This is a genomic window from Pseudomonas sp. 05N433, assembly GCF_056396925.1.
The window spans coordinates 1-23,887 of sequence record NZ_JBFTML010000057.1; the positions used below are offsets into that span (position 1 = coordinate 1).

Sequence of the window (23,887 nt, forward strand, 5' to 3'; positions counted from 1 at the left end):
CAAGTGAGGCTTGCCGGGGCGTACCGCGGTGCGGAGGGTTTGCCCATCCAGGTTGACGGTACGAAATACGAACGGTTGCGGCATGCACGAAGCCCTGTAGGTTTCAAGTGAGGCTTGCCGGGGCGTACCGCGGTGCGGAGGGTTTGCCCATCCAGGTTGACGGTACGAAATACGAACGGTTGCGGCATGCACGAAGCCCTGTAGGTTTTAAACGCTGATCGGGCCATCCCGGGCCGTCGCAGAATGTTCGAGGCTGGCCTCGAGGCTGATTAATGACAATCGCGGCACCTCCCAGTGCCGCGGACTGCGAGTTGTTTGAAGCTCAACGTTCGTGCACATACGTGCCTGGCGACGCCTCACCCGCGGGATAGGCCTTGTTGCCAAGGTTGGCGGGGGACTTCTTCAGTTTGCCCGAGCGTTCGGCCTGCCACGCCTGCCAATGCAACCACCAGGAGTCGGTGTGCTTGGTGGAATTTTCCATCCAGTCCTCGGCCTTGACCGGCATGTCGGTGCTGGTCATGTAGCGTGCTTTCGGATTGCCCGGCGGGTTCAGAATGCTCTGGATATGTCCGCTGCTGGACAGCACGAACTCGACCTTGCCGCCGAACAGTTGTGCCGACTTGTAGCAGGACTTCCACGGGGTGATGTGATCGTTGGTGCCAGCCAGGGAAAAGATGTCGGCATCGACCTGTTTGAGGTCGATCGGTGTGCCGCACACTTCCAGTGCATTGGGGCGGATCAGTGGGTTGTTTTTGAACATCTCGATCAGGTCGCCGTGGAAGGCGGCCGGCAGGCGAGTGGTGTCGTTGTTCCAGAACAGAATGTCGAACACCGGTGGCTCGTTGCCCAACAGGTAGTTGTTGACCCAGTAGTTCCAGATCAAGTCGTTGGGACGCATCCAGGCGAAGACTTTCGCCATGTCGCGACCTTCCAGCACACCGGCCTGGTAGGAGTGGCGCTTGGCGGCTTCGAGGGTCTGCTCGTCGACGAACAGGGCCACGTCGCTGTCGAGGGTGGTGTCGAGCACGCTGACCAGCAGCGTCAGGGCGTTTACTTTCTTCTCGCCGATCGCTGCGTAATGACCCAGCAGCGCGGTGCAGGTAATGCCGCCGGAGCAGGCACCGAGCATGTTCACGTCTTTGCTGCCGGTGATCGCGGTGACCACGTCGACCGCTTCCTTGAGCGCTTCGATGTAGGTCGACAGACCCCACTCGCGTTGTTCCTTGGTCGGGTTGCGCCAGCTGACGATGAACGTCTGCATGTTGTTGCGCAGGCAGAAGCGCGCCAGGCTTTTGTCCGGGCTGAGGTCGAAAACATAGAACTTGTTGATTTGCGGCGGCACCACCAGCAGTGGGCGTTCATGCACTTGCTCGGTGATCGGCTTGTACTGGATCAGCTCCAGCACGTCGTTGCGAAAGACCACCGCGCCTTCGGTCACACCCAGGCTCTTGCCGACTTCGAACGCGCCCATGTTGACCTGGCTCGGCATCCCGCCGTTGTGGATCAGATCCTTGGCCAGATGAGAGAGGCCGTCGAGCAGGCTTTTGCCGCCGGTTTCGAAGAAGCGTTTGACCGCCGCCGGGTTGGCTGCCGTGTTGGTCGGGGCCATGGCTTCGGTCATGAGGTTGATCACGAAATGCCCGCGAGCGACGTCCTTGGGCGAGAGATTGCTCTTATCGATCCAGGTGTGGAGCTCCTTGCGCCACGCCAGATAAGTTTGCAAATAACGTTTGTAGAGAGGGTTCTGGCTCCAGGCCGGGTCGAGGAAACGGCGGTCGTCGCTTTGCGGTTGAAGCTCGGATTTTCCGAACAGCACGTTCTTGAGTTCGATGCCGAAATGGGCGACGTGCCTGGCACTGTGGATGGGTTGTCTGATGGCCTGGGTCAGCACCATTCGGGCAGAGCCCAGTAGATCCTTTCTACGCAGCCCAACAACAGGATTCAGTCCCAAGGTATTTTCTGAAGCCTGGAATTTCAGGTCATCGTTTTGCTTGTTACTCATCTACGACGCTCCATTGTCCTGAGGCGAGTACCTGAGCCCAGCTGTGTAGTCACACAGCAAACGCCAGGTACTACTGCTCGGGGTGACCGTTAATTGCGCATAGCTACAAATGCACGGAACTTGCCAGCTCCATTGGTTACCCGAGTTTAATTTTTTTCGCAAGCGGGCCAATCGTTGACCCGGCAGCCAAGCATTCAAACAGATGGAATTAGAAAATGCCCTCTAAATACCTCGAGGCCTGACCTAGAGCATCAGCTTGACGACCGACTCGTTCGGATCACGGGTCTTTCCAGCCGCTTTGAGTTCGGCAAGATAATCGTTCCACAGATCCTCTTGGCGCACCGCCAACTGGTACAGATATTCCCAGGTGAACAGGCCGCTGTCGTGGCCGTCGTCGAAGGTCAATTTCAGTGCGTACTGACCGGCTGGTTCGACCTTGCTCAGGCCTACGCCGATCTTGCCAAATTGCAGGATAGGTTTGCCGTGGCCCTGGACCTCGGCGGAAGGAGAGTGCACACGAAGGAATTCTGCGGGCAGGTGATACTCCTCGCCGGACGCGTATTTGAGCGTCAGGGTTTTCGAGGCTTTGTGCAGTTTGATGTCGGTGGGGAGTTGGGTCGTCATGGGGCCGATCTTCCGTCTGTATGAAGGCCCTGTGTCGGCGGGTGACCTGTGGCGAGGGAGCTTGCTCCCGCTCGGCTGCGTAGCAGTCGTAAATCCGGCGAATGAGGTCTTGTAGATAAACCGCATTCACCGACTTTGGGGCCGCTTCGCGACCCAGCGGGAGCAAGCTCCCTCGCCACGGAAGCCCGCTCACACAGAATGAGACCTACAGGATATAACGGGACAGGTCTTCGTTCTGCGCCAATTCGCCCAAGTGGCTGTTGACGTAATCGGCATCGATCAGGATCGCCTTTTCGTCATGGGTGCTGGCCAGATCGCCGGCGCTGAACGACACCTCTTCAAGCAGACGCTCCAGCAAGGTGTGCAGGCGACGGGCGCCGATGTTCTCGGTCTTCTCGTTGACCTGCCAGGCAATCTCGGCAATACGCTTGATGCCGTCCGGCTGGAACTCGATGAGCAGCCCTTCGGTTTTCAGCAGCGCGCAATACTGCTCGGTGAGAGAGGCATGCGGTTCGCTGAGGATACGCTCGAAATCTTCCGGGCTCAGGGCCTTGAGTTCGACCCGAATCGGCAGGCGACCTTGCAGCTCCGGCACCAGATCACTCGGCTTGCTCAGGTGGAATGCGCCAGAGGCGATGAACAGGATGTGGTCGGTCTTGACCATGCCCAGTTTGGTGTTGACGGTGCAGCCTTCGATCAGCGGCAGCAAGTCGCGCTGTACGCCTTCACGGGATACATCGACGCCACCGGTATTGCCGCGCTTGGCGACCTTGTCGATTTCGTCGATGAACACGATGCCGTGCTGTTCGACAGCTTCCAGCGCCTTGGCCTTCAACTCTTCTTCGTTGACCAGGCGACCGGCTTCTTCGTCGCGAACCAGTTTCAGCGCTTCCTTGACCTTGAGCTTGCGGCTCTTGCGCTTGCCCTTGCCCATGTTGGCGAACAGGCTCTGCAACTGGTTGGTCATTTCTTCCATGCCCGGTGGCGCGGAGATATCGACGCCGGTGATTTCGGCGACTTCGATTTCGATCTCCTTGTCGTCCAGCTGACCTTCACGCAGGCGTTTGCGGAACAGCTGGCGGGTGTTGGAGTCCTGGGCCGGGGCGGCGTCTTCGTTGCTGAAACCCATGCGTGCCGGTGGCAGCAAGGCGTCGAGGATGCGTTCTTCGGCGGCGTCTTCGGCGCGGTGGCGAACCTTGGTCATTTCCTGTTCGCGCAGCAGCTTGATCGCCGCGTCCGCCAGATCACGAATGATCGATTCGACGTCGCGGCCGACATAGCCCACTTCGGTGAATTTGGTCGCTTCGACTTTGATGAACGGAGCGTTGGCGAGTTTGGCCAGGCGACGGGCGATCTCGGTTTTACCGACGCCGGTCGGGCCGATCATCAGAATGTTCTTGGGGGTGACTTCGACGCGCAGCTCTTCGGGCAGCTGCATCCGGCGCCAGCGGTTGCGCAAGGCAATGGCGACGGCGCGTTTGGCATCGTCCTGGCCGATGATATGGCGATTGAGTTCGTGGACGATTTCACGGGGGGTCATGGGCATAGTAATTGGCGGTCCTCAAGCAAAAGTGAGCCGTGGCGCTAGGCCAAGGCAGGCTTACTCAGCGAGATCCTGCTCCTCGATGGTGATGTTGTGGTTGGTGAACACGCAGATGTCGCCAGCGATGCCCAAAGCGGTTTCGACGATTTCCCGGGCCGACAGGTCGGTCTTTTTCAACAGCGCGCTGGCCGCAGCCTGGGCGTAGCCGCCGCCGGAACCCATGGCGATCAGGCCTTCTTCAGGCTCAACCACGTCACCGTTGCCGGTGATGATCAGAGAGGCATCCTTGTTGGCGACCGCGAGCATGGCTTCGAGGCGGCTGAGGGAGCGGTCAGTGCGCCATTCTTTGGCGAGTTCGACAGCGGCGCGAACCAGGTGGCCCTGATGTTTTTCGAGTTGGCCTTCGAAACGTTCGAAGAGGGTGAAGGCGTCAGCGGTAGCCCCGGCAAAACCGGCGATAACCTGACCGTGGTACAGGCGGCGAACTTTCTTCGCGTTGCCTTTCATCACGGTATTGCCGAGCGAAACCTGGCCGTCGCCGCCCATGACGACTTTGCCGTGGCGGCGAACTGAAACGATGGTGGTCAAGGGAGAGTCTCCACGCAGCGGGGCGAAAATGCCTTATGCCAACTCATATGGGGGTGGTGGAGCGTTTTTCAACTGTAGGACGCGGCGGGGGACGAGCGGTGGTGGGCAGGGATGAATGTGTTGTCTGTTCTGACGCCTTCGCGGGCAAGCCTCGCTCCTACAGAGATTTACGTGATCCTGTAGGAGCGAGGCTTGCCCGCGAAGAACGATGACGCAGTGTCCTTGACGAAATTAGCGGCTCTGGCGTTGTTGTAACAACAGGTTACTGAAGCCGCTGCCCGCCAGTTGCTTCTGGGCGGTGGTCAGTTGTTCGCGGTTGCTGAACGGGCCGACCAGCACCCGGTACCAGGTCTCGTCCTTCACCGTGCCGGATTCAACCGCCACGGCCTGACCCAGCAGGATGATCTGCGCCCGAACCTTGTCGGCATCGGCTTGCTTGCGGAACGAACCGGCCTGCAGGAAGAACTTGGTCACCGGCGCCGCTTTAGCCACCGGTGGCGCTGGCGGCGGAGTGATGCCGGCCAATGCCGCCTGAGCCCGGGCGGTGTCGATCTTCGCCGCTTCCGCAGGCGTCACCGGCGTGGTCGGCACGGCCGGCACCTGTGGCGTCGGCAGGGTTTTCTCCGGTACCGCATCCGGCGGCACGATCACTTCCGATTCCGGCAGCAAGGTGTAGAAGTCGTACTTCGGCTTCACCGGTTGCGTCGGGCTCGGCGGGGTCTTGTTGGCTTCGGCGATCTTGGTCGCTTTCTGCTGTTGCTCGACCTTCTCGCGCTTGACGCTGTCACTGCCCTTGCCCGGCTCCAGCTTCATCAGGAACACAATGAACGCGCCGACCGTCAGGCCGATGGCCATCCACAGCCAGCCCGGGATCGGTTGCTTTGCAGGAGCTTGGTAACGGCTGGCGCCACGCTTGGGTGCAGGTTTTTTCTTGGCAGCCAACTTACATACGCTCCAGAGTTTCCAGACCCAAGAGTTCCAGGCCTTGCTTGAGAGTGCGGCCGGTCAACGCAGCAAGGCGCAAACGGCTCTGCATTTGCGCCGGGGTATCGGCGCCGAGGATCGGGCAGTTCTCGTAGAAACTGGAGAACAGGCCGGCAACATCGTACAGGTAGGTGCAGAGAATGTGCGGCGTGCCTTTGTCGGACACGTTATTCAGGATTTCGCCGAACTGCGCCAGTTTCGCCGCCAGCTCATGTTCGTGCGGCGCTTCGAGGACGATTTGCCCTTCGACTTCGCTGAAGTCCTTGCCGAGCTTGCGGAACACGCCGGCCACTCGGGTGTAGGCGTACAGCAGGTACGGTGCGGTGTTGCCTTCGAAGTTCAGCATCAGGTCGAAGTTGAAGCTGTAGTCGCTGGTGCGGTGCTTGGACAGGTCGGCGTACTTCACCGCGCCAATGCCCACGACCTTGGCGATGTTGCGCAGCTCGTCTTCGGCCAACTCCGGGTTCTTCTCCTTCACCAGCGTGTAGGCGCGTTCCTGGGCTTCGGTCAGCAGGTCGATCAGCTTCACGGTGCCGCCGTCACGGGTTTTGAACGGGCGGCCATCGGCGCCGTTCATGGTGCCGAAGCCCATGTGTTCCATTTCCATCGGATGGGTCACGAAGCCGGCCTTGCGGGCGACGGCGAACACCTGCTGGAAGTGCAGGGCCTGGCGCTGGTCAACGAAGTACAGCGCGCGATCGGCTTTCAGCACGCCGCTGCGGTAGCGCACGGCCGCCAGGTCGGTGGTGGCATAGAGGTAGCCGCCATCGGCCTTGACGATGATCACTGGCAGCGGTTCGCCCTCGGCGTTCTTGAACTCGTCGAGGAACACGCACTGGGCGCCGTTGCTCTCGACCAGCATGCCTTTGGCCTTGAGGTCGTTGACCACGTTGATCAGGTCGTCGTTATAGGCGCTTTCACCCATCACGTCGGCCATGGTCAGTTTGACGTTCAGCAGTTCGTAGATTTTCTGGCAGTGGGACAGCGAGATGTCCTTGAACTTGGTCCACAGGGCCAGGCAGTCCGGGTCGCCGGCTTGCAGCTTGACCACCAGACCACGGGCGCGGTCGGCGAACTCTTCGGACTCGTCGAAGCGCTGCTTGGCGGCGCGGTAGAAGTTTTCCAGGTCCGACAGCTCGTCGCTGGTGATCGGGTTCTCCTGCAGATAAGCCATCAGCATGCCGAACTGGGTGCCCCAGTCGCCGACATGGTTCTGACGGATCACGGTGTCGCCGAGGAACTCCAGCACCCGGGCCACGCCGTCGCCGATGATGGTCGAGCGCAAGTGGCCGACGTGCATCTCTTTGGCCAGGTTCGGGGCCGACAGGTCAACCACGGTGCGCTGCACCGGGCCGGCCTTGCGTACGCCGATGTGGTCGTCGGCCAGGGCCGCGTCCAGGCGGGTCGCCAGGGCTTGGGTGTTCCGGAAGAAGTTCAGGAAGCCAGGGCCGGCGATTTCGGCTTTGGAGACGTTTTCGTCAGCCGGCAGCGCGGCGATGATTTTCTCGGCCAGGTCACGGGGTTTCATGCCGGCCGGTTTGGCCAGCATCATCGCGATGTTGCTGGCGAAGTCGCCGTGAGTCTTGTCACGGGAGTTTTCCACCTGGATCGCCGGCGACAGGCCTTCAGGCAACACACCTTCGTTGACGAGTTGGGTGATGGCTTGTTGGATCAGCTGGCGAATGGTGTCTTTCATGGTCTTCTCTTTCGACCGCAGGCGCGGCGGCGCTTCAGTGCGCTGGTGGAAAAACTGGGCATTATCCGTTGCGAAGACGGGCTTGCCAACTATAGCGGGCAGGTTATGGATATGTGGTGACAAATCGGCCGCCTTCGCGGGCAAGCCTCGCTCCTACAGAGGCAGTGTGCGGATCAGCAAGATCCGTTGTAAGAGCGAGGTCTGCCCGCGATGGCGATTTTGAAATCAATACAAATCGACCGGATCGACATCCAAAGACCAACGCACTGCCCGCCCACTGGGCATCTGCTCCAAAGCCAGCAACCAACTGCTCAACAATCGATGCAGTGGCGCCCGGGCCGTGGCTTGCAGCAATAACTGTGCGCGATAGCGCCCGGCCCGGCGCTCCATCGGTGCCGGAACCGGCCCCAGCAACTCGATGCCGGTCAGATGCTGTTCGGTCAGCAGTCGTTCGGCCTCACTGCACGCTTCATCGAGGAACCCTTCGGCCTGCCCCGGTTTGTGCGCTTCGGCCCGCAGCAGCGCGAGATGCGCAAATGGCGGCAACCCGGCGGAGCGGCGCTCGCTCAGCGCCTGTTCGGCGAAGGCGAAGTAGCCCTGTTCGGTCAGTTGCACCAGCAGCGGGTGGTCCGCCAGGTGCGTCTGGATGATCACTTTGCCCGGTTCTTCGGCCCGCCCCGCGCGCCCGGCGACCTGCACGATCAACTGCGCCATGCGCTCGCTGGCGCGGAAGTCACCGGAGAACAACCCGCCGTCGGCATCGAGAATCGACACCAGTGTCACCCGAGGAAAGTGGTGCCCTTTGGCAAGCATCTGTGTGCCGACCAGAATGCACGGCTGGCCTTTCTGGATGGTCGCGAACAACTGATTCATCGCGTCTTTGCGTGAAGTACTGTCGCGGTCGACCCGCAGCACCGGAACGTCCGGGAACAGAATCCCCAGGCGTTCCTCGGCACGCTCGGTACCGGCGCCCACGGGCCGCAAATCGACCTTGCCGCACTTCGGGCAATGCCGAGGCACGCGCTCGACGTAGCCACAATGATGGCAGCGCAATTCGCCCGAGCGCTGGTGCACGGTCATTCGCGCGTCGCAACGCTGGCATTCGGACATCCAGCCGCAATCGTGGCAGAGCAGTGTCGGGGCGAACCCTCGACGGTTGAGGAACACCAGCACCTGCTGGCCGGCGGCGAGGGTCTGACCGATGGCTTGCTGCATCGGCCCGGAAATGCCGCTGTCCAGTGGACGACTTTTCACGTCCAGGCGCAGGAAGCGCGGTTGCTTGGCACCACCGGCGCGCTCATTCAGGCGCAGCAGGCCGTAACGACCGGTGTAGGCGTTTTGCAGGCTTTCCAGCGAAGGCGTGGCGGAGCCGAGGACAATCGGGATGTTTTCCTGCCGGGCGCGAACCAGCGCCAGGTCGCGGGCGTGGTAGCGCAAGCCTTCCTGCTGTTTATAGGAGCCGTCGTGCTCTTCATCGATGATGATCAGGCCGGGGTTCTTCATCGGCGTGAACAGCGCCGAACGGGTGCCGATAATAATGTCGGCTTCGCCATCCCGCGCGGCCAGCCAGGCGTCCAGGCGCTCGCGGTCGTTGACGGCGGAGTGGATCAGCGCGATGCGTGCATTGAAGCGCTGTTCGAAGCGCGCCAGGGTTTGCGGGCCGAGGTTGATCTCCGGGATCAGCACCAGGGCTTGCTTGCCGGCCTCGAGTGTTTCGCGGATCAGTTGCAAATAGACTTCGGTCTTGCCGCTGCCGGTGACGCCGGCCAGCAGGAACGCGTGATAACTGTCGAACCCGGCGCGAATCGCTTCATAAGCGGCGCGCTGCTCCGGGTTGAGCGGCAGTTCCGGTTGTGCCAGCCAGTGTTCGTGGCGAGCGCCGGGCGCGTGCCTGCGGATGTCTACCTGCACCAGATCCTTGGCCAGCAACAGATCGAGGCTGTCCTTGCTCAGCATCAGTTTGCTCAGCAACTGATGGGCGACGCCGTGGGGATGTTGCGCCAGGGTCGCCAGGGCTTCGCGCTGCCGCGGGGCGCGGGCGATGCGCGGGTCATCGAGGCTGGCGCCGGGCGCGGCGGACCAGAACCGCTCCTGACGGGCTTCGGCCAGTTCACCCTGACGCAGCAACACCGGCAGCGCCCAGCTCAACGTGTCGCCGAGGCTGTGCTGATAATACTGGGACGTCCACAGGCACAGCTTGAACAGCGCGGGTGGCAGCGGCGGTACTGCATCGAGCAGGGCCAGCGCCGGTTTGAGCTTTTCTGTCGGGACTTCGCTGTGGTCGGTGATCTCCACCAGAATTCCGATCATCTCCCGCCGGCCGAACGGCACCCGCAAACGCATGCCCGGGTGTAACTGGGCGCGCAGGACTCCAGCCGGGGCGCGATAGTCGAACAGGCGGCGCAGGGGCGAAGGCAGGGCGAGGCGCAGAATGGCGTTGGGCACGCGATTGTTTACTCGGTGAAGGGGTGATGAAGAAGGCCGGGAGCCTAGCAGACGGTCGGATTTGTGTCCTCCATCAGGAAAGCGTTCAAGTGTTGACGAGTGGATTTTAATGCCAGGCAAGGCGCTACGACGACTCATAGCGCGCTATGGGGAGGAGTAGCAACGCAGCATGGCGTTAAAAGACGCCGTCAACATTGAACAGTCTTTCCTGATGGAGGGCACCCACGACAGCTTGCGTGTTTGCAAAGGTCTGGTAGAATCCGCGGCCTAATTACGTGCGGTATTCAACAATAGTGTTGGGTGGCGGCACGCTAGCCTGAGGAAGACACCATGAAAGCTGATATCCATCCAGAATACCCAGCAGTTGCTGTTACCTGCAGCTGCGGCAACAAGTTCGAAACCCGTTCGACCTACGGCAAAGCCCTGGCGATCGACGTTTGCAACGAATGCCACCCGTTCTACACCGGTAAGCAAAAGACTCTGGACACTGGCGGCCGCGTTCAGCGTTTCGCAGACCGTTTCGGTGCTTTCGGCGCGAAAAAGGCCTAAGGCCGATCAACTTGGGAAGCCGTTACGGTTTTTCCATGCTGATGAAAAAGGCGTCCCTCGCGGGCGCCTTTTTTATGTCTGCGATTTGGCTTTCCGCTGCCCAGGCCTTCTGCCCGGCGCCGAGCGGGCTGACGCCGGTCGCAGTCCAGCGGGTGGTGGATGGCGACACCTTGCGTCTGAGCGATGGGCGCAGTGTGCGCATGATCGGTTTGAACACGCCGGAGCTGGGCAAGCAGGGTCGTTCCGACGAGCCGTTCGCCGAGGCCGCGCGCAAACGCCTGGAAGCCCTGGTGGCCGCCAGCGACGGGCGGGTCGGTTTGCTGCCGGGTAAAGAAGGCAAGGACCATTACGGCCGCACGCTGGCCCATGTCTACAGCGTCGATGGCGCCAACCTCGAAGCGCAGATGCTTGCTGAAGGTCTCGGTTTTCAGGTCGCGGTAGCGCCGAACGTCGATTTGGTCGGCTGCCAGCAGGCGGCGGAACGCAGTGCTCGTCAGGCCGGTCTCGGGCTGTGGCGACAGTCACCTGTACTGAAAGCGGAGCAGATCAACGCGTCCGGCTTCGCCGTGCTCAGTGGTCGTGTGAGCAAGGTTCAGCGCAATCGCGGCGGGGTTTGGATCGAGTTGCAGGATTCAGTTGTATTGCGGGTTGCACCCAATTTGCTGGGGCAATTCGATGACGCGTCGCTTGAGAAGCTCAAAGGCAAGCAAATCGAGGCTCGTGGCTGGGTCGTGGATCGTTCGCGCCGTGGCGGGCTGAAGCCCGGGCAGGCACGCTGGCTTTTGCCGCTGACCGATCCGGCGATGTTGCAGGTCGCGCCGCAAGAAAAATTGTAGACATTTATTCTGTAGATTGTGAACAGTCTATCCCTTGTATTCCGTGGCTCTTGGCCCAAAGTCGTAGGGCAGGGCGCTTGACAGGGGTGACTGGTCAGTCTTGTGGGGACTTTGCGACACGAGTATCCTCGGCGGTCCGTCTGTCCAACAGTAAAAAGCGGAATGCCCACATGTCTGATTTGAAAACTGCCGCTCTCGAATATCACGCCAATCCTCGTCCAGGGAAGCTGAGTGTCGAGCTCACCAAGGCCACTGCTACCGCCCGCGACCTGTCGCTGGCCTACAGCCCCGGCGTAGCCGAACCAGTACGCGAAATCGCCCGCGATCCTGAACTGGCCTACAAATACACCGGCAAAGGCAACCTGGTTGCAGTCATTTCCGATGGCACCGCGATTCTGGGCCTGGGTAACCTCGGTCCATTGGCTTCCAAGCCGGTGATGGAAGGTAAAGGTGTTCTGTTCAAGCGCTTCGCCGGCATCGACGTGTTCGACATCGAAGTCGACTCCGAAAGCCCGCAAGCCTTCATCGACACCGTCAAGCGTATCTCCATCACCTTCGGTGGCATCAACCTGGAAGACATCAAGGCGCCTGAGTGCTTTGAAATCGAACGCGCTCTGATCGAGCAGTGCGACATTCCGGTATTCCACGATGACCAGCACGGTACCGCGATCGTGACCGCTGCCGGCATGATCAACGCCCTGGAAATCGCCGGTAAAACCCTGCCGGAAGCCAAGATCGTCTGCCTGGGCGCCGGTGCTGCCGCCATCTCCTGCATGAAATTGCTGGTGAGCATGGGCGCCAACATCGAAAACATCTACATGGTTGACCGTACCGGTGTGATCCACTCCGGCCGTGATGACCTGAACCAGTACAAGGCCGTCTTCGCTCACGCGACCGACAAGCGCACCCTGGCTGACGCACTGGAAGGCGCCGACGTGTTTGTTGGCCTGTCCGGTCCGAACCTGCTGAGCGCTGAAGGCCTGAAATCCATGGCGGCCAACCCGATCGTGTTCGCATGCTCGAACCCGGATCCGGAAATCTCCCCGGAACTGGCGCACGCCACTCGCAACGATGTGATCATGGCCACCGGCCGTTCGGACTACCCGAACCAGGTCAACAACGTACTGGGCTTCCCGTTCATCTTCCGTGGTGCCCTGGACGTTCGCGCCAAGCGCATCAACGAAGAAATGAAAGTGGCTGCTGCCAACGCCCTGCGTGAACTGGCCAAGCTGCCAGTGCCTCAGGAAGTGTGCGATGCCTACGGCGGCATCAAGCTGGAATTCGGTCGTGAGTACATCATCYCGAAACCAATGGATGCCCGTCTGATCACCCTGATCTCCGATGCCGTGGCCAAGGCTGCAATCGAGACCGGCGTGGCGACCCTGCCGTATCCGAAGAACTACCCGCTGAAAAGCGTGGATGACGTGTTCAACGGCTAAGCCGTTGTAGCGCTTCAACCAAAGGCCCCGGCTCATTCTGAGTCGGGGCTTTTTTGTATCTGGGTGGTTTGCAGGCAGGCAATAAAAAGCCCCGCACTTCTTTCGAAGGCGGGGCTTTTTGGTGTTGCGGCGATCAGAACAAATCGATCGGCGCCGCTTCGTCCGCTGGTAGCGGGCTGCCCGGCACATTTCCGTTACCCAGCTCGTTCACCGACGGTGGCGTATCTTCGGCCTTGAACAGCTCAAAGTAGGCGCCTGGCGTGCTTGGGGTGGCTGCACGACCGCTGACCGGGTCGACCCGCAGGCTAAGGATGCCTTCAGGTTCCGGCTGGGTATGGGCTGGCTTGCCTTTGAGGGCAGCGCCCATGTAGTTCATCCAGATCGGCAGGGCGACGGTGCCGCCGAACTCGCGTTTACCCAGGCTTTCCGGTTGGTCGAAGCCGGTCCAGACGGTGGTCACGTAATCGGCGTTGTAGCCGGAGAACCAGGCGTCCTTGGATTCGTTGGTGGTGCCGGTCTTGCCCGCAATGTCACTGCGGCCCAAGGCCAGCGCACGACGGCCAGTACCGAGCTTGATCACGTCCTCAAGCATGCTGTTGAGGATGTAGGTGGTGCGACCATCGATGATACGTTCGGCCACCGCTGGCGCTTGTGACACTGGCTGGGCGCCTGGCGCTTCGCCTGGGATGGCGTTGACGGTGAAGGTATTGGCGGCCGGCACGGCGATGCCGTCGCTGACTACGTTGCCTTTCGGAACGCTCGGCGGGTTGGCAACGAACAGTGTGTCGCCGTTGCGGCTTTCAATCTTGTCGATGATATACGGGGAAATCTTGTAGCCGCCGTTGGCGAAGGTGCTCCAGCCAGTGGCGATTTCCATTGGCGTCAGGGTCGCGGTGCCCAATGCCAGGGACAGGTTGCGTGGCAGGTCCTGCTTGTTGAAGCCGAACTTGCTGATGTAGTCGATGGTGCGGTCGACGCCCAGCGCTTGCAGCAGGCGGATCGATACCAGGTTGCGCGACTTGTAGAGCGCTTCACGCATGCGGATAGGGCCGAGGAAGGTGTTGGTGTCGTTCTTCGGGCGCCAGACCTTGTCCAGGTACTCGTCGACGAACACGATCGGTGCGTCGTTCACCAGGCTGGCGGCGGTGTAGCCGTTATCCAGGGCGGCACTATAGACGAACGGCTTGAAGCTCGAACCTGGCTGGCGCTTGGCCTGCATGGCGCGGTTGTAGTTGCTCTGCTCGAAGGCAAAACCGCCGACCAGGGAACGAATGGCACCGTTCTGCGGATCGAGGGACACCAGTGCGCCCTGGGCCTGCGGAATCTGGCTGAATTTGAGCGAATTGTCCGGCTGACGTTGTACGCGAATCAGATCGCCGACCTGCGCGACGTCCGACGGCTGCTTCGGATTGGCGCCCATGCTGTTGGTGTTCAGGAACGGACGAGCCCACTTCATGGTGTCCCAGGCAACGTGTTCTTCGCCGGTGCGGGTCAGCACCTGCACGCCGTTCTTGTCGACCTGGGTCACGATCGCCGGCTCCAGGCTGCTGATGGTCCGCTGCTTGGTCAGTTCCTGGGTCCAGGCCTCTCGGGTTTTACCCGGCAGGCGTGACTCGGGGCCGCGATAACCGTGCCGTTGATCGTAGGTCATCAAGCCTTCGTGAACCGCGCTGTTGGCCATTTCCTGCAAATCGCTCGGCACCGTGGTGGTGACGCGGAAACCTTCGGTGTACGCATCGCTGCCATAGCGACCGACCATTTCGGCGCGGGCCATTTCGGCGACGTACGGTGCGTTCACTTCCGGAGTCGGCACGTGATAGCTGGCGTTCAGCGGTTCGTTGATCGCCGCGGTGTAGTCGGCTTCGGTGATCTTGCCGAGCTTGTACATGCGCCCCAGGATCCAGTCGCGACGCTCCTTGCTGCGGGCCGGGTTGGCCAGCGGGTTGAAGCGCGACGGGGCTTTTGGCAGACCGGCGATCATCGCCATCTGCGCCAGGCTGACGTCACGAATCGACTTGCCGTAATAGACCTGCGCCGCTGCCTCGATGCCATAGGCGCGGTTGCCCAGATAAATCTTGTTGACGTACAGCTCGAGGATTTCGTCCTTGGTCAGCTGCCGTTCGATCTGCAGGGCCAAGAGGATTTCGGTGGTTTTGCGCGAGAAGCTGCGTTCGCTGCTCAGGAAGAAGTTCTTCGCCACCTGCATGGTGATGGTGCTGCCGCCGGACTGAATGTGTCCGCTCTTTACCAGCTGGGTGGCGGCACGCATCAGGCTGCTGGGATCGACGCCGTAGTGGTTGGCGAAATTGTCGTCTTCAGCACTTAGTAACGCATTAATGAAATTGGGGGGAATGTCGGCGAAACGGATCGGCGTACGGCGCATTTCGCCAAATTCTGCGATCAGCTTGTTGTCGCTGCTGTACACCCGCAAAGGAATCTGCAACTGAATGCTTCTCAGCGCCTCCACAGATGGCAATCCAGGGCTAAGGTAAAGAAAGGCGCCGCTCAGACCCAGGAGCAGTCCGCAGAAAACGGCGACGATGGACCAACCGAAGAATTTCAGCAGACGAATCAAGGCTTTTGGATATCCAGGGCAAAGAATGAATTAGGCATCAGGGTTCAGGCTATAAAGAAAATGACCCGCGCTTGCAGTGAAAGCGGAAAAACGCTCGGCATTATAAGCATTTTTCCGCAGGGAGCGTCATTTGCGCTTCTGTCAAGACGGGGGGTATTGAACGCAATGGATATTACAGAGTCCGTAACTCACGGATAGTCATAGGGAATTGGTAGTGCTAGGACTCTTCAATAAAAAAACCAATGCGCTTCTGGGGATCGACATCAGCTCTACGTCGGTGAAGCTGTTGGAGTTAAGCCGCCAAGGCGACCGTTATCGGGTCGAGGCCTATGCGGTCGAGCCGCTGCCCGCCAGTGCCGTGGTCGAAAAAAATATTGCCGAGCTCGAAGGCGTGGGGCAGGCCCTTGCGCGCGTGCTGCTCAAGGCCAAAACCAGCCAGAGGAACGTCGCCGTGGCGGTCGCCGGCTCGGCGGTGATCACCAAGACCATCGAGATGGACGCCGGTCTTTCCGACGACGAGATGGAAAACCAGCTGAAGATCGAGGCCGATCAGTACATCCCGTATCCGCTGGATGAAGTGGCGATCGACTTTGAAGTGCAAGGCGCGTCAGTGCGCAACCCCGAGCGGGTCAATGTGCTGCTGGCCGCCTGTCGCAAGGAAAACGTCGAGGTTCGTGAAGCGGCCCTGGCCCTGGCCGGGCTGACCGCGCGAGTAGTCGATGTCGAAGCCTATGCCCTGGAGCGAGCGTTCGGCTTGCTGGCAACCCAGCTGGCCGCCTCTCAGGAGCATCTGACCGTGGCGGTAGTCGATATCGGCGCCACCATGACCACCCTGAGCGTGTTGAATAATGGGCGGATCATCTACACCCGCGAACAATTGTTCGGCGGCCGACAACTGACGGAAGAAATCCAGCGCCGTTATGGCCTGACGGTCGAGCAGGCTGGGTTGGCGAAGAAACAGGGTGGTTTGCCGGACGATTACGTCAGTGAGGTCTTGCAGCCGTTTCGGGATGCGTTGGTGCAACAAGTATCGCGCTCATTGCAGTTTTTCTTTGCCTCCGGCCAATACAGCTCGGTCGATCACATTCTCCTGGCCGGCGGCACTGCCTCGGTCCCAGGGCTGGATCGGTTGATCGAGCAGCGTCTGGGTACGCCGACCCAGGTCGCTAACCCATTCTCCGACATGACCCTGAGCAGCAGGGTCAACGCCAGTGCCCTGGCGAGCGATGCGCCGGCACTGATGATCGCCTGCGGGCTGGCCCTCAGGAGTTTCGACTGATGGCACGGATCAATCTTTTACCCTGGCGTGAAGAGTTGCGCGAAGCACGGCGCAAACGCTTTTTGCTGGCGTTGGCCGGTGTGCTGGCAGGGTCGGTGGGGGCACTGCTGATCACGGACCAGGTCATTAACAGCGCCATAGATCAACAAGTCGCGCGTAACGATTACATCGCCAAGCAGATTGCCGTGGTCGACGAACGGATCAAACAGATCAGCGATCTGAAGGCTCGTCGCCAGCAGCTCGTCGAGCGCATGCGCATCATCCAGGACCTGCAAGGCAACCGGCCGATCAGCGGGAGGATCTTCGATCAGTTGGCGCGCACCTTGCCGGACGGCGTGTATTTCACCGAAGTGAAAATGGTCGGCAAGACCTTGTCCATCACCGGCGCGGCGGAGTCCAACAATCGTGTTTCGGATTTGATGCGCAATCTAGATGCATCCGACTGGTTTGATGCGCCCAATCTCACGGAAGTCAAAGCGACCACCGCCGGTCAGCTGGATCAGGCCAATATTTTTCAGTTGACCGTCCGTCAGACTCAGCCGGCAATTGTGGGGGTGGCTAAATGAGGCTGTCCGAATGGCTCGAAGGGTTGCGCCAGATCGACATCAGCGATCTGGACACCAACAACATGGGTTCCTGGCCAAGGGCGATCAAGGTTCTTGCGAGTGTTCTGCTGATGGTGCTGGTGATGGCTCTGGGCTATAGCTTCCTGATCAGCGACCTGGAAAGCCACCTGGAACTCAAGCGTGAGGAGGAGTCGACGCTCAAGGAGCAGTTTGCGACCAAAGCCCACATGGCGGCCAATCTTGAGCTGTATACCCAGCAGATGAAGGAAATGGAGAACTCCTTCGGCATGCTATTACGGCAATTGCCCAGCGACACCGAAGTGCCCGGCCTGCTGGAGGACATCACCCGCACCGGCCTGGGCAGTGGCCTGGAGTTCGAAGAGATCAAGCTGCTGCCGGAGGTCACCCAGCAGTTCTACATCGAACTCCCTATCCAGATCACCGTCACCGGCGCCTATCACGACCTGGCCACTTTCGTCAGCGGCGTGGCGGGGTTGCCGCGGATCGTCACCCTGCATGATTTCGACTTGGTGCCGGCCAATCCCGAAGGCGGTCCGAAGTTGCGCATGAGCATCCTTGCCAAGACCTACCGCTACAACGACAAGGGGTTGCAGAAATGAACCCGATTCGTTGCCTGTCGATGGTGATGTGTCTGGTCGTCCTGGCCGGTTGTGGCGGTGACAATGGTTTCAGCGACATCGACGCCTACCTGAACGAAGTGCGCCTGCGAGCGCCCGGCAAGATTGAACCAACGCCGACATTCCAGTCTTATCCGACATTCACCTACAGCGCTGCCAACCTGCGCAGCCCGTTCTCCCGGCAGGTCAGAGTCGATCTGGCTGGCCAGAAGCACGGCTCGCGCAACGTCAAGCCCGACCCCAACCGGGTCAAGCAGTACCTCGAAGGCTTCAACATCGAACAATTTGAAATGGTCGGCACAATCTCCAATGCCTCCGGCTCCTTTGCGCTGCTGCGTGGGGCGGGCGGTGTGCATCGGCTGAAAGTCGGCGATTACCTGGGACGTAATGATGGACGGATCGTCGCCATCAGCGCTTCGCAAGTCGATGTGGTCGAAACCGTTCCCGATGGCGAAGGCGCCTGGCTGGAACGGCCGCGGACCATCCCTTTGAAAGAGCACTCATAGTGGAACTCGAACAATGAACAGGATTTTCTCAACCTTCGGTATTTCGCTATGGATAGCGTTTCTGTCGCCGTTGGTGCAGGCGGCCAACCTCAAAGCGCTGGATGTCGCCGCGCTGCCTGGTGACCGTGTCGAGCTGAAGTTGTCGTTCGACGGGCCGCCACCGCAGCCTCATGGCTATACGACTGAGCAGCCTGCGCGGATTGCGCTGGATTTGCCGGGAGTTACCAGTCAGCYGGCGAACAAGAGTCGTGACCTGGGCGGCGGCAATGCCCGCAGCGCCACGGTGGTGGAAGCCAAGGACCGCACGCGGCTGATCATCGGTCTGACTCAACTGACTCCGTATAGCGCACGTGTCGAAGGCAACAACCTCTTCGTGGTCGTCGGGCAGGCGGCCGGTAACAAGGCGTCCAAACCGATTGCCAGCGCACCACGCGCGGCCACGGCGGTACCCGCACCCGCCAGAGCCAGTGCTCCCGTGGGCAAGGCTATTCGTGGCGTGGATTTCCAGCGCGGCACCCAGGGTGAAGGTAACGTGGTTATCGATCTGTCGGATCCATCCATTGCCCCGGACATTCAGGAGCGCGATGGCAAGATCATCGTCGGCTTCACCAAAACCCAATTGCCTGAGCGGTTGCGCGTACGCCTCGACGTCAAGGATTTCGCTACCCCGGTGCAGTTCGTCAACGCCAGCGCCACGGGCGACCGGGCCATCATCAGCATCGAGCCCAGCGGCGCCTTCGATTATTCGACCTACCAGACCGATAACAAACTGACCATCAGCATCCGGCCGATGACTGTCGATGACTTGCAAAAACGCAACGCCGAACGTTTTGCCTACAGCGGCGAAAAGCTCTCGTTGAATTTCCAGGACATCGATGTGCGCTCGGTGCTGCAATTGATCGCCGATTTCACCAACCTCAATCTGGTGGCCAGTGACACGGTGCAGGGCGGCATCACGTTGCGCCTGCAGAATGTGCCGTGGGATCAGGCGCTGGACCTGGTGTTGAAAACCAAAGGCCTGGATAAGCGCAAGATTGGCAATGTGTTGCTGGTGGCGCCGGCCGATGAAATCGCCGCCCGGGAGCGTCAGGAGCTGGAGTCGCAGAAACAAATCGCCGAACTGGCGCCTCTGCGTCGCGAGCTGTTGCAGGTCAACTACGCCAAGGCTGCCGATATCGCCAAGCTGTTCCAGTCGGTGACCAGCGCCGAGGCGAAAGTCGACGAGCGCGGTTCAATCACTGTCGATGAGCGGACCAACAACATCATTGCCTACCAGACCCAGGACCGCCTCGACGAGCTGCGTCGCATCGTTGCACAGCTGGATATTCCAGTGCGTCAGGTGATGATCGAGGCGCGCATCGTTGAAGCCAACGTCGATTACGACAAAAGCCTCGGTGTGCGCTGGGGCGGTTCGGTGCAGAAGGGTAATTGGAACGGCTCCGGGGTCAACGGCTCTTCGACCACCGTCGGCACGCCGGGCAGCACCAGCACCAACTCGCCGTTCGTCGACCTTGGGACTTCCTCCAACACCTCGGGGATCGGCATCGCCTTCATTACCGACAATGTGCTGCTGGACCTTGAGCTGACGGCCATGGAAAAAACCGGCAACGGGGAAATCGTCTCGCAGCCCAAGGTGGTCACGTCAGACAAGGAAACCGCGAAAATCCTCAAGGGCACCGAAATCCCCTATCAGGAAGCCAGCTCCAGCGGTGCCACTTCAGTGTCGTTCAAGGAGGCTTCGCTGTCGCTGGAAGTGACACCGCAGATCACCCCGGACAACCGCATCATCATGGAGGTCAAGGTCACCAAGGACGAACCGGACTACCTGAACAAAGTGCAGGATGTACCGCCGATCAAGAAAAACGAGGTCAACGCCAAGGTATTGGTCAACGACGGCGAGACCATCGTGATTGGTGGGGTTTTCTCAAATACTCAGAGCAAGGTTGTAGATAAGGTGCCATTTCTCGGTGATGTGCCGTATCTTGGCCGCCTTTTCCGGCGTGACGTGGTTTCGGAGAAAAAATCCGAGCTGCTGGTATTTCTCACTCCGCGTATCATGAACAATCAGGCGATTGCTGTGAGTCATTGATTCTGTGCGAAATTTGATTCTTGTTGGACCGATGGGGGCTGGAAAAAGCACCATCGGCCGGTTGCTGGCCAAAGAGCTGCGCCTGCCGTTCAAAGATTCCGATAAGGAAATTGAATTGCGCACGGGCGCCAATATCCCGTGGATTTTCGATAAAGAAGGCGAACCGGGCTTTCGTGACCGCGAGCAGGCGATGATTGCCGAGCTGTGCGCGTCCGACGGCGTGGTGTTGGCGACCGGTGGCGGAGCGGTAATGCGCGAGGCCAATCGTCGGGCGCTGCACGCCGGTGGTCGGGTGGTCTATCTGCACGCGTCTGTCGAGCAGCAAGTGGGCCGAACGGCTCGCGATCGCAATCGGCCACTGCTGCGTACCGCCGATCCGGCCAAGACCCTGCGGGACTTGCTTGCGATCCGTGACCCGCTGTATCGGGAAATCGCCGACCTGGTGGTGGAAACCGATGAGCGGCCACCGCGGATGGTGGTGCTCGATATTCTCGAACGCTTGCAGCAGCTGCCGCCCCGTTAATGCACGGGGCGAAATGCGCTATCCTCGGCGTCCTGTCGCAGCCGCTCAAAGTTGTGGCGGATGATTACCGGACGGCGTCACACCAGCAGACGCCATGGAATTCGTAAACTCAAGGCAGGACGCCTGATTCCATCTTCACTGTGGGGACACATGCAGACACTCAAGGTCGATCTAGGCGAGCGCAGCTACCCGATTCATATTGGCGAAGGTTTGTTGGATAAGCCTGAGCTGCTAGCCCCGCATATCCGCGGGCGGCAGGTGGCGATCATCTCCAACGAGACCGTCGCGCCGCTCTACCTCGAGCGTCTGACCCGCAGTCTGGCGCAGTTCTCGGTCATTTCCGTGGTGCTGCCCGATGGCGAAGCCTTCAAGACCTGGGAAACCCTGCAACTGATTTTCGATGGCCTGCTGACTGCTCGGCACGACCGTCGCACCACGGTGATTGCCCTCGGTGGCGGCGTGATCGGTGACATGGCCGGTTTTGCCGCGGCCTGCTACCAGCGAGGCGTCGATTTCATCCAGGTGCCGACCACGTTGCTGTCGCAAGTAGATTCTTCGGTGGGCGGCAAGACCGGGATCAATCATCCGCTGGGCAAGAACATGGTCGGCGCCTTCTATCAGCCCAACGTGGTGCTGATCGATACCGCCACCCTCAATACACTGCCGGCCCGCGAACTGTCTGCCGGGCTGGCGGAAGTCATCAAGTACGGGCTGATCTGTGACGAGCCATTCCTGACCTGGCTCGAAGAAAACGTCGATCGCCTGCGCGCCCTGGACCAGGTCGCCCTGACTTACGCTATCGAACGTTCCTGTGCGGCCAAGGCGGCAGTGGTGGGTGCCGACGAGAAAGAGACTGGCGTGCGTGCCACGTTGAACCTGGGGCATACCTTCGGCCACGCGATCGAAACCCATATGGGCTATGGTGTCTGGTTGCATGGTGAAGCAGTCGCTGCTGGCACCGTGATGGCTCTGGACATGTCCGCGCGGCTGGGCTGGATCAGCGAAGAGGAGCGTAATCGCGGTATTCGCCTGTTCCAGCGCGCCGGCCTGCCGGTCATCCCGCCGGAAGAGATGACTGAAGCCGATTTTCTCGAACACATGGCAATTGACAAGAAAGTGATCGACGGTCGTTTGCGCCTGGTGCTGCTGCGCCACATGGGCGAAGCGGTGGTGACCGACGATTATCCGAAAGAGGTTTTACAGGCCACGCTGGGAGCGGATTACCGCGCCCTGGCTCAGCTTAAAGGTTAATAAGATCCCGATGACTAGTTTGCATGCCGACGAGGCTTTCCTCGGCCATTACCAGTTAAGTCATGACCCTTTCGCTCCACGGGTGCCTGGCTTCAAATTCTTCCCGGCCCAGCGCAAGCCGGTGCTGGGCCAGTTGCACCACCTGGCTCGCTACAGCCAGTTGCTGCTGGTGGTCACCGGTCCGCAAGGCAGCGGCAAAACCCTGTTGCGTCAGGCCCTGGTAGCCAGCACCAACAAACAGTCAGTGCAGAGCGTGGTGGTTTCCGCCCGTGGCGCCGGCGACGCCGCTGGCGTGCTGAATCAAGTGGCTCAGGCGCTGGACGTTGCTCAGGCCGAGATCGGTGCGATCCTGGCTCAAGTGGTGCAGCTTGCGCTCACGGGGCAGGAAGTCTATTTGCTGGTGGATGACGCCGAGCAACTCGACGAGTCTGCACTGGAAGCCTTGTTGGCCCTGGCTGCCGGCGCGCCGGAAGGTCGTCCGCATGTATTCCTGTTCGGTGAGTCCTCGCTGATTGCTCAACTTGATGCGCTGAGCCTCGAGGAAGAGCGTTTTCACGTCATCGAATTGCAGCCCTACACCGAAGAAGAAACCCGCGAATATCTGGATCAGCGTCTTGAAGGTGCTGGCCGGGGAATCGAACTTTTCACCGCGGATCAGATCTCTGATATTCACGAAAGCTCCGACGGTTGGCCTGGCAACATCAACCAGGTCGCCCGCGATGCAATGATCGAAGCCATGATTGCCAGCCGCTCAGCGGTCAAGCGTCCAAGTATGGGGTTCAACATGCCGAAGAAACACGTATTGGCAATTTCCGCCGTCGTCGTGGTCGCGGTAGCTGCCGCCTGGTTGATGCCAGGTCGCAACAAAGCACCGACCACCGGCGCGCCTGCCAACGAACAGGCACAACTGCCGCTGGGCCAGGGCACGCCAAAACCTAACAGTGCAGGCGCTCCCTCCGTGGAGTTCGCCGGTAATACGCAACCGATGCCATTGCCGTTGGTCGGTAACTCGCAGCCAGTGATGCGTGGTCCGTTGGCCGAAGCGGCTGGAGGCATTACCGAAGGCGATGATGGCGTACCGGTCGAAGGCTCCAGCGCCACACCGCCGACCGTGACCACCACTGCGCCACCGGCAGGCGTTCCAGCGGGGCCCGCGCCGACACCGGCTGCCAAGCCGACGCCTGCGCCGACTCAAGTCGCGACCGCCAAGCCTGTCGCGCCTGTGGCCAAGCCAGCGCCAGCGCCTGCACCGGCTGCCAAACCGGCTCCAGCGCCCGCCAAGCCGGCCGTCGTGGCCAAACCCGCCGAGAAGCCAGCTACCGTGGCCAAAGCCGCTGGTGGCAGCTGGTACGCAGGCCAGGCACCGGGCAGCTATGTAGTGCAGATCCTTGGCACCAGCTCCGAATCGACCGCGCAAAACTTCGTCAAGGAGCAGGGCGGCGAGTACCGTTATTTCAAGAAAGTGCTCAACGGCAAGCCGCTTTACGTCATCACCTACGGTAGCTTCGCCAACCGCGATGCAGCCGTTACTGCCATCAAGGCCTTGCCAGCGAAGGTTCAGGCTGGTAAACCTTGGCCTCGCACTGTCGCCAGCGTCCAACAGGAACTGGCAACAACTCGCTGAAGATTCGGCGGCCTTACCCAGGCCGCCTCTCCAAGCACCTCAAAATTTCTACAAGTGCGCGCGCTGTCTCTATAGACCGCGTGCCTTGTGGTGTCTGCGTCACAGTAGTCTTTGAGTCGCTGCGGTCAAA

General features: G+C 60.4%; 19 protein-coding genes and 1 pseudogene. 11 read left to right on the forward strand and 9 right to left on the reverse strand.

What is annotated here, in order from left to right; genetic code table 11:
- From AC1DIS_RS24675 to AC1DIS_RS24710, 8 genes and pseudogenes are all read right to left on the reverse strand, one after another.
- Positions 1 to 188: pseudogene (locus AC1DIS_RS24675) on the reverse strand (hypothetical protein); the annotation flags it as partial.
- A gap of 134 nt (positions 189 to 322) precedes the next feature.
- Positions 323 to 2,002, reverse strand: coding sequence for a class II poly(R)-hydroxyalkanoic acid synthase (gene phaC / locus AC1DIS_RS24680; protein WP_026286647.1), 1,680 nt, complete (start codon positions 2,000 to 2,002; stop codon positions 323 to 325).
- A 243-nt stretch (positions 2,003 to 2,245) separates the two neighbouring features.
- Positions 2,246 to 2,626 carry a gamma-butyrobetaine hydroxylase family protein gene (locus tag AC1DIS_RS24685; protein WP_018929151.1) on the reverse strand — a complete coding sequence of 127 codons (381 nt, stop codon included), beginning with the start codon at positions 2,624 to 2,626 and terminating at the stop codon, positions 2,246 to 2,248.
- 205 nt (positions 2,627 to 2,831) lie between these two features.
- The gene (hslU, locus tag AC1DIS_RS24690) at positions 2,832 to 4,172 is read right to left on the reverse strand and encodes an ATP-dependent protease ATPase subunit HslU (RefSeq protein WP_019581849.1); all 1,341 of its coding nucleotides are present in this window, start codon (positions 4,170 to 4,172) and stop codon (positions 2,832 to 2,834) included.
- Between the two features lie 54 nt (positions 4,173 to 4,226).
- Positions 4,227 to 4,757 (reverse strand): ATP-dependent protease subunit HslV, encoded by a 531-nt coding sequence (hslV, locus tag AC1DIS_RS24695; RefSeq protein ID WP_007936812.1) that lies wholly within the window; start codon positions 4,755 to 4,757, stop codon positions 4,227 to 4,229.
- A 231-nt stretch (positions 4,758 to 4,988) separates the two neighbouring features.
- Entirely contained in the window at positions 4,989 to 5,699 is a 711-nt protein-coding gene (locus tag AC1DIS_RS24700) for an SPOR domain-containing protein (protein ID WP_007936813.1), read from the reverse strand.
- 1 nt (position 5,700) lies between these two features.
- Positions 5,701 to 7,437, reverse strand: coding sequence for an arginine--tRNA ligase (argS, locus tag AC1DIS_RS24705; protein WP_477748833.1), 1,737 nt, complete (start codon positions 7,435 to 7,437; stop codon positions 5,701 to 5,703).
- A 225-nt stretch (positions 7,438 to 7,662) separates the two neighbouring features.
- Positions 7,663 to 9,882, reverse strand: a complete 2,220-nt coding sequence (locus AC1DIS_RS24710) for a primosomal protein N' (protein ID WP_018929148.1) — start codon at positions 9,880 to 9,882, stop codon at positions 7,663 to 7,665.
- Between the two features lie 330 nt (positions 9,883 to 10,212).
- Between AC1DIS_RS24710 and rpmE the strand changes: the two genes are divergently transcribed.
- From rpmE to AC1DIS_RS24725, 3 genes are all read left to right on the forward strand, one after another.
- A complete protein-coding gene (gene rpmE / locus AC1DIS_RS24715) occupies positions 10,213 to 10,431 on the forward strand; it encodes a 50S ribosomal protein L31 (protein WP_018929146.1) in 219 nt (72 codons plus the stop codon).
- Positions 10,432 to 10,466: 35 nt separating this feature from the next.
- A complete protein-coding gene (locus AC1DIS_RS24720; RefSeq protein ID WP_477744138.1) occupies positions 10,467 to 11,267 on the forward strand; it encodes a thermonuclease family protein in 801 nt (266 codons plus the stop codon).
- A 170-nt stretch (positions 11,268 to 11,437) separates the two neighbouring features.
- A complete protein-coding gene (locus tag AC1DIS_RS24725; RefSeq protein WP_477781137.1) occupies positions 11,438 to 12,706 on the forward strand; it encodes a malic enzyme-like NAD(P)-binding protein in 1,269 nt (422 codons plus the stop codon).
- 133 nt (positions 12,707 to 12,839) lie between these two features.
- On the opposite strand, the gene AC1DIS_RS24730 is transcribed toward AC1DIS_RS24725, so the two are convergent.
- The gene (locus tag AC1DIS_RS24730) at positions 12,840 to 15,281 is read right to left on the reverse strand and encodes a penicillin-binding protein 1A (RefSeq protein ID WP_111453922.1); all 2,442 of its coding nucleotides are present in this window, start codon (positions 15,279 to 15,281) and stop codon (positions 12,840 to 12,842) included.
- 214 nt (positions 15,282 to 15,495) lie between these two features.
- Between AC1DIS_RS24730 and AC1DIS_RS24735 the strand changes: the two genes are divergently transcribed.
- The 8 genes from AC1DIS_RS24735 (at position 15,496) to AC1DIS_RS24770 (ending at position 23,757) form a co-directional block, all read left to right on the forward strand.
- Complete coding sequence (locus tag AC1DIS_RS24735; RefSeq protein WP_018928618.1) at positions 15,496 to 16,560, forward strand: pilus assembly protein PilM; 1,065 nt, start codon at positions 15,496 to 15,498, stop codon at positions 16,558 to 16,560.
- Complete coding sequence (locus AC1DIS_RS24740) at positions 16,560 to 17,126, forward strand: PilN domain-containing protein (RefSeq protein ID WP_018928617.1); 567 nt, start codon at positions 16,560 to 16,562, stop codon at positions 17,124 to 17,126. The genes AC1DIS_RS24735 and AC1DIS_RS24740 overlap by 1 nt, the downstream gene beginning before the upstream one ends.
- Positions 17,123 to 17,746: a type 4a pilus biogenesis protein PilO gene (pilO, locus tag AC1DIS_RS24745; RefSeq protein ID WP_018928616.1), complete on the forward strand. Its 624-nt coding sequence runs from the start codon at positions 17,123 to 17,125 to the stop codon at positions 17,744 to 17,746. The genes AC1DIS_RS24740 and pilO overlap by 4 nt, the downstream gene beginning before the upstream one ends.
- Positions 17,743 to 18,270: a pilus assembly protein PilP gene (locus AC1DIS_RS24750; protein ID WP_477781138.1), complete on the forward strand. Its 528-nt coding sequence runs from the start codon at positions 17,743 to 17,745 to the stop codon at positions 18,268 to 18,270. The genes pilO and AC1DIS_RS24750 overlap by 4 nt, the downstream gene beginning before the upstream one ends.
- A gap of 13 nt (positions 18,271 to 18,283) precedes the next feature.
- A complete protein-coding gene (locus AC1DIS_RS24755) occupies positions 18,284 to 20,359 on the forward strand; it encodes a type IV pilus secretin PilQ (RefSeq protein ID WP_477781139.1) in 2,076 nt (691 codons plus the stop codon).
- A gap of 4 nt (positions 20,360 to 20,363) precedes the next feature.
- Entirely contained in the window at positions 20,364 to 20,882 is a 519-nt protein-coding gene (gene aroK, locus AC1DIS_RS24760) for a shikimate kinase AroK (protein ID WP_019581860.1), read from the forward strand.
- A gap of 150 nt (positions 20,883 to 21,032) precedes the next feature.
- A complete protein-coding gene (gene aroB / locus AC1DIS_RS24765; protein WP_477744139.1) occupies positions 21,033 to 22,133 on the forward strand; it encodes a 3-dehydroquinate synthase in 1,101 nt (366 codons plus the stop codon).
- Positions 22,134 to 22,143: 10 nt separating this feature from the next.
- The gene (locus AC1DIS_RS24770; protein ID WP_064615929.1) at positions 22,144 to 23,757 is read left to right on the forward strand and encodes an AAA family ATPase; all 1,614 of its coding nucleotides are present in this window, start codon (positions 22,144 to 22,146) and stop codon (positions 23,755 to 23,757) included.
- Positions 23,758 to 23,887 lie beyond the last annotated feature (130 nt).

What these genes read in the sequence shown, in the direction of transcription:
- phaC (WP_026286647.1), bottom strand. Translation starts at nt 2,002, where the DNA reads ATGAGTAACAAGCAAAACGATGACCTGAAATTCCAGGCTTCAGAAAAT.
- AC1DIS_RS24685 (WP_018929151.1), bottom strand. Translation starts at nt 2,626, where the DNA reads ATGACGACCCAACTCCCCACCGACATCAAACTGCACAAAGCCTCGAAA.
- hslU (WP_019581849.1), bottom strand. Translation starts at nt 4,172, where the DNA reads ATGCCCATGACCCCCCGTGAAATCGTCCACGAACTCAATCGCCATATC.
- argS (WP_477748833.1), bottom strand. Translation starts at nt 7,437, where the DNA reads ATGAAAGACACCATTCGCCAGCTGATCCAACAAGCCATCACCCAACTC.
- rpmE (WP_018929146.1), top strand. Translation starts at nt 10,213, where the DNA reads ATGAAAGCTGATATCCATCCAGAATACCCAGCAGTTGCTGTTACCTGC.
- AC1DIS_RS24720 (WP_477744138.1), top strand. Translation starts at nt 10,467, where the DNA reads ATGCTGATGAAAAAGGCGTCCCTCGCGGGCGCCTTTTTTATGTCTGCG.
- AC1DIS_RS24740 (WP_018928617.1), top strand. Translation starts at nt 16,560, where the DNA reads ATGGCACGGATCAATCTTTTACCCTGGCGTGAAGAGTTGCGCGAAGCA.
- pilO (WP_018928616.1), top strand. Translation starts at nt 17,123, where the DNA reads ATGAGGCTGTCCGAATGGCTCGAAGGGTTGCGCCAGATCGACATCAGC.
- AC1DIS_RS24750 (WP_477781138.1), top strand. Translation starts at nt 17,743, where the DNA reads ATGAACCCGATTCGTTGCCTGTCGATGGTGATGTGTCTGGTCGTCCTG.
- aroB (WP_477744139.1), top strand. Translation starts at nt 21,033, where the DNA reads ATGCAGACACTCAAGGTCGATCTAGGCGAGCGCAGCTACCCGATTCAT.
- AC1DIS_RS24770 (WP_064615929.1), top strand. Translation starts at nt 22,144, where the DNA reads ATGACTAGTTTGCATGCCGACGAGGCTTTCCTCGGCCATTACCAGTTA.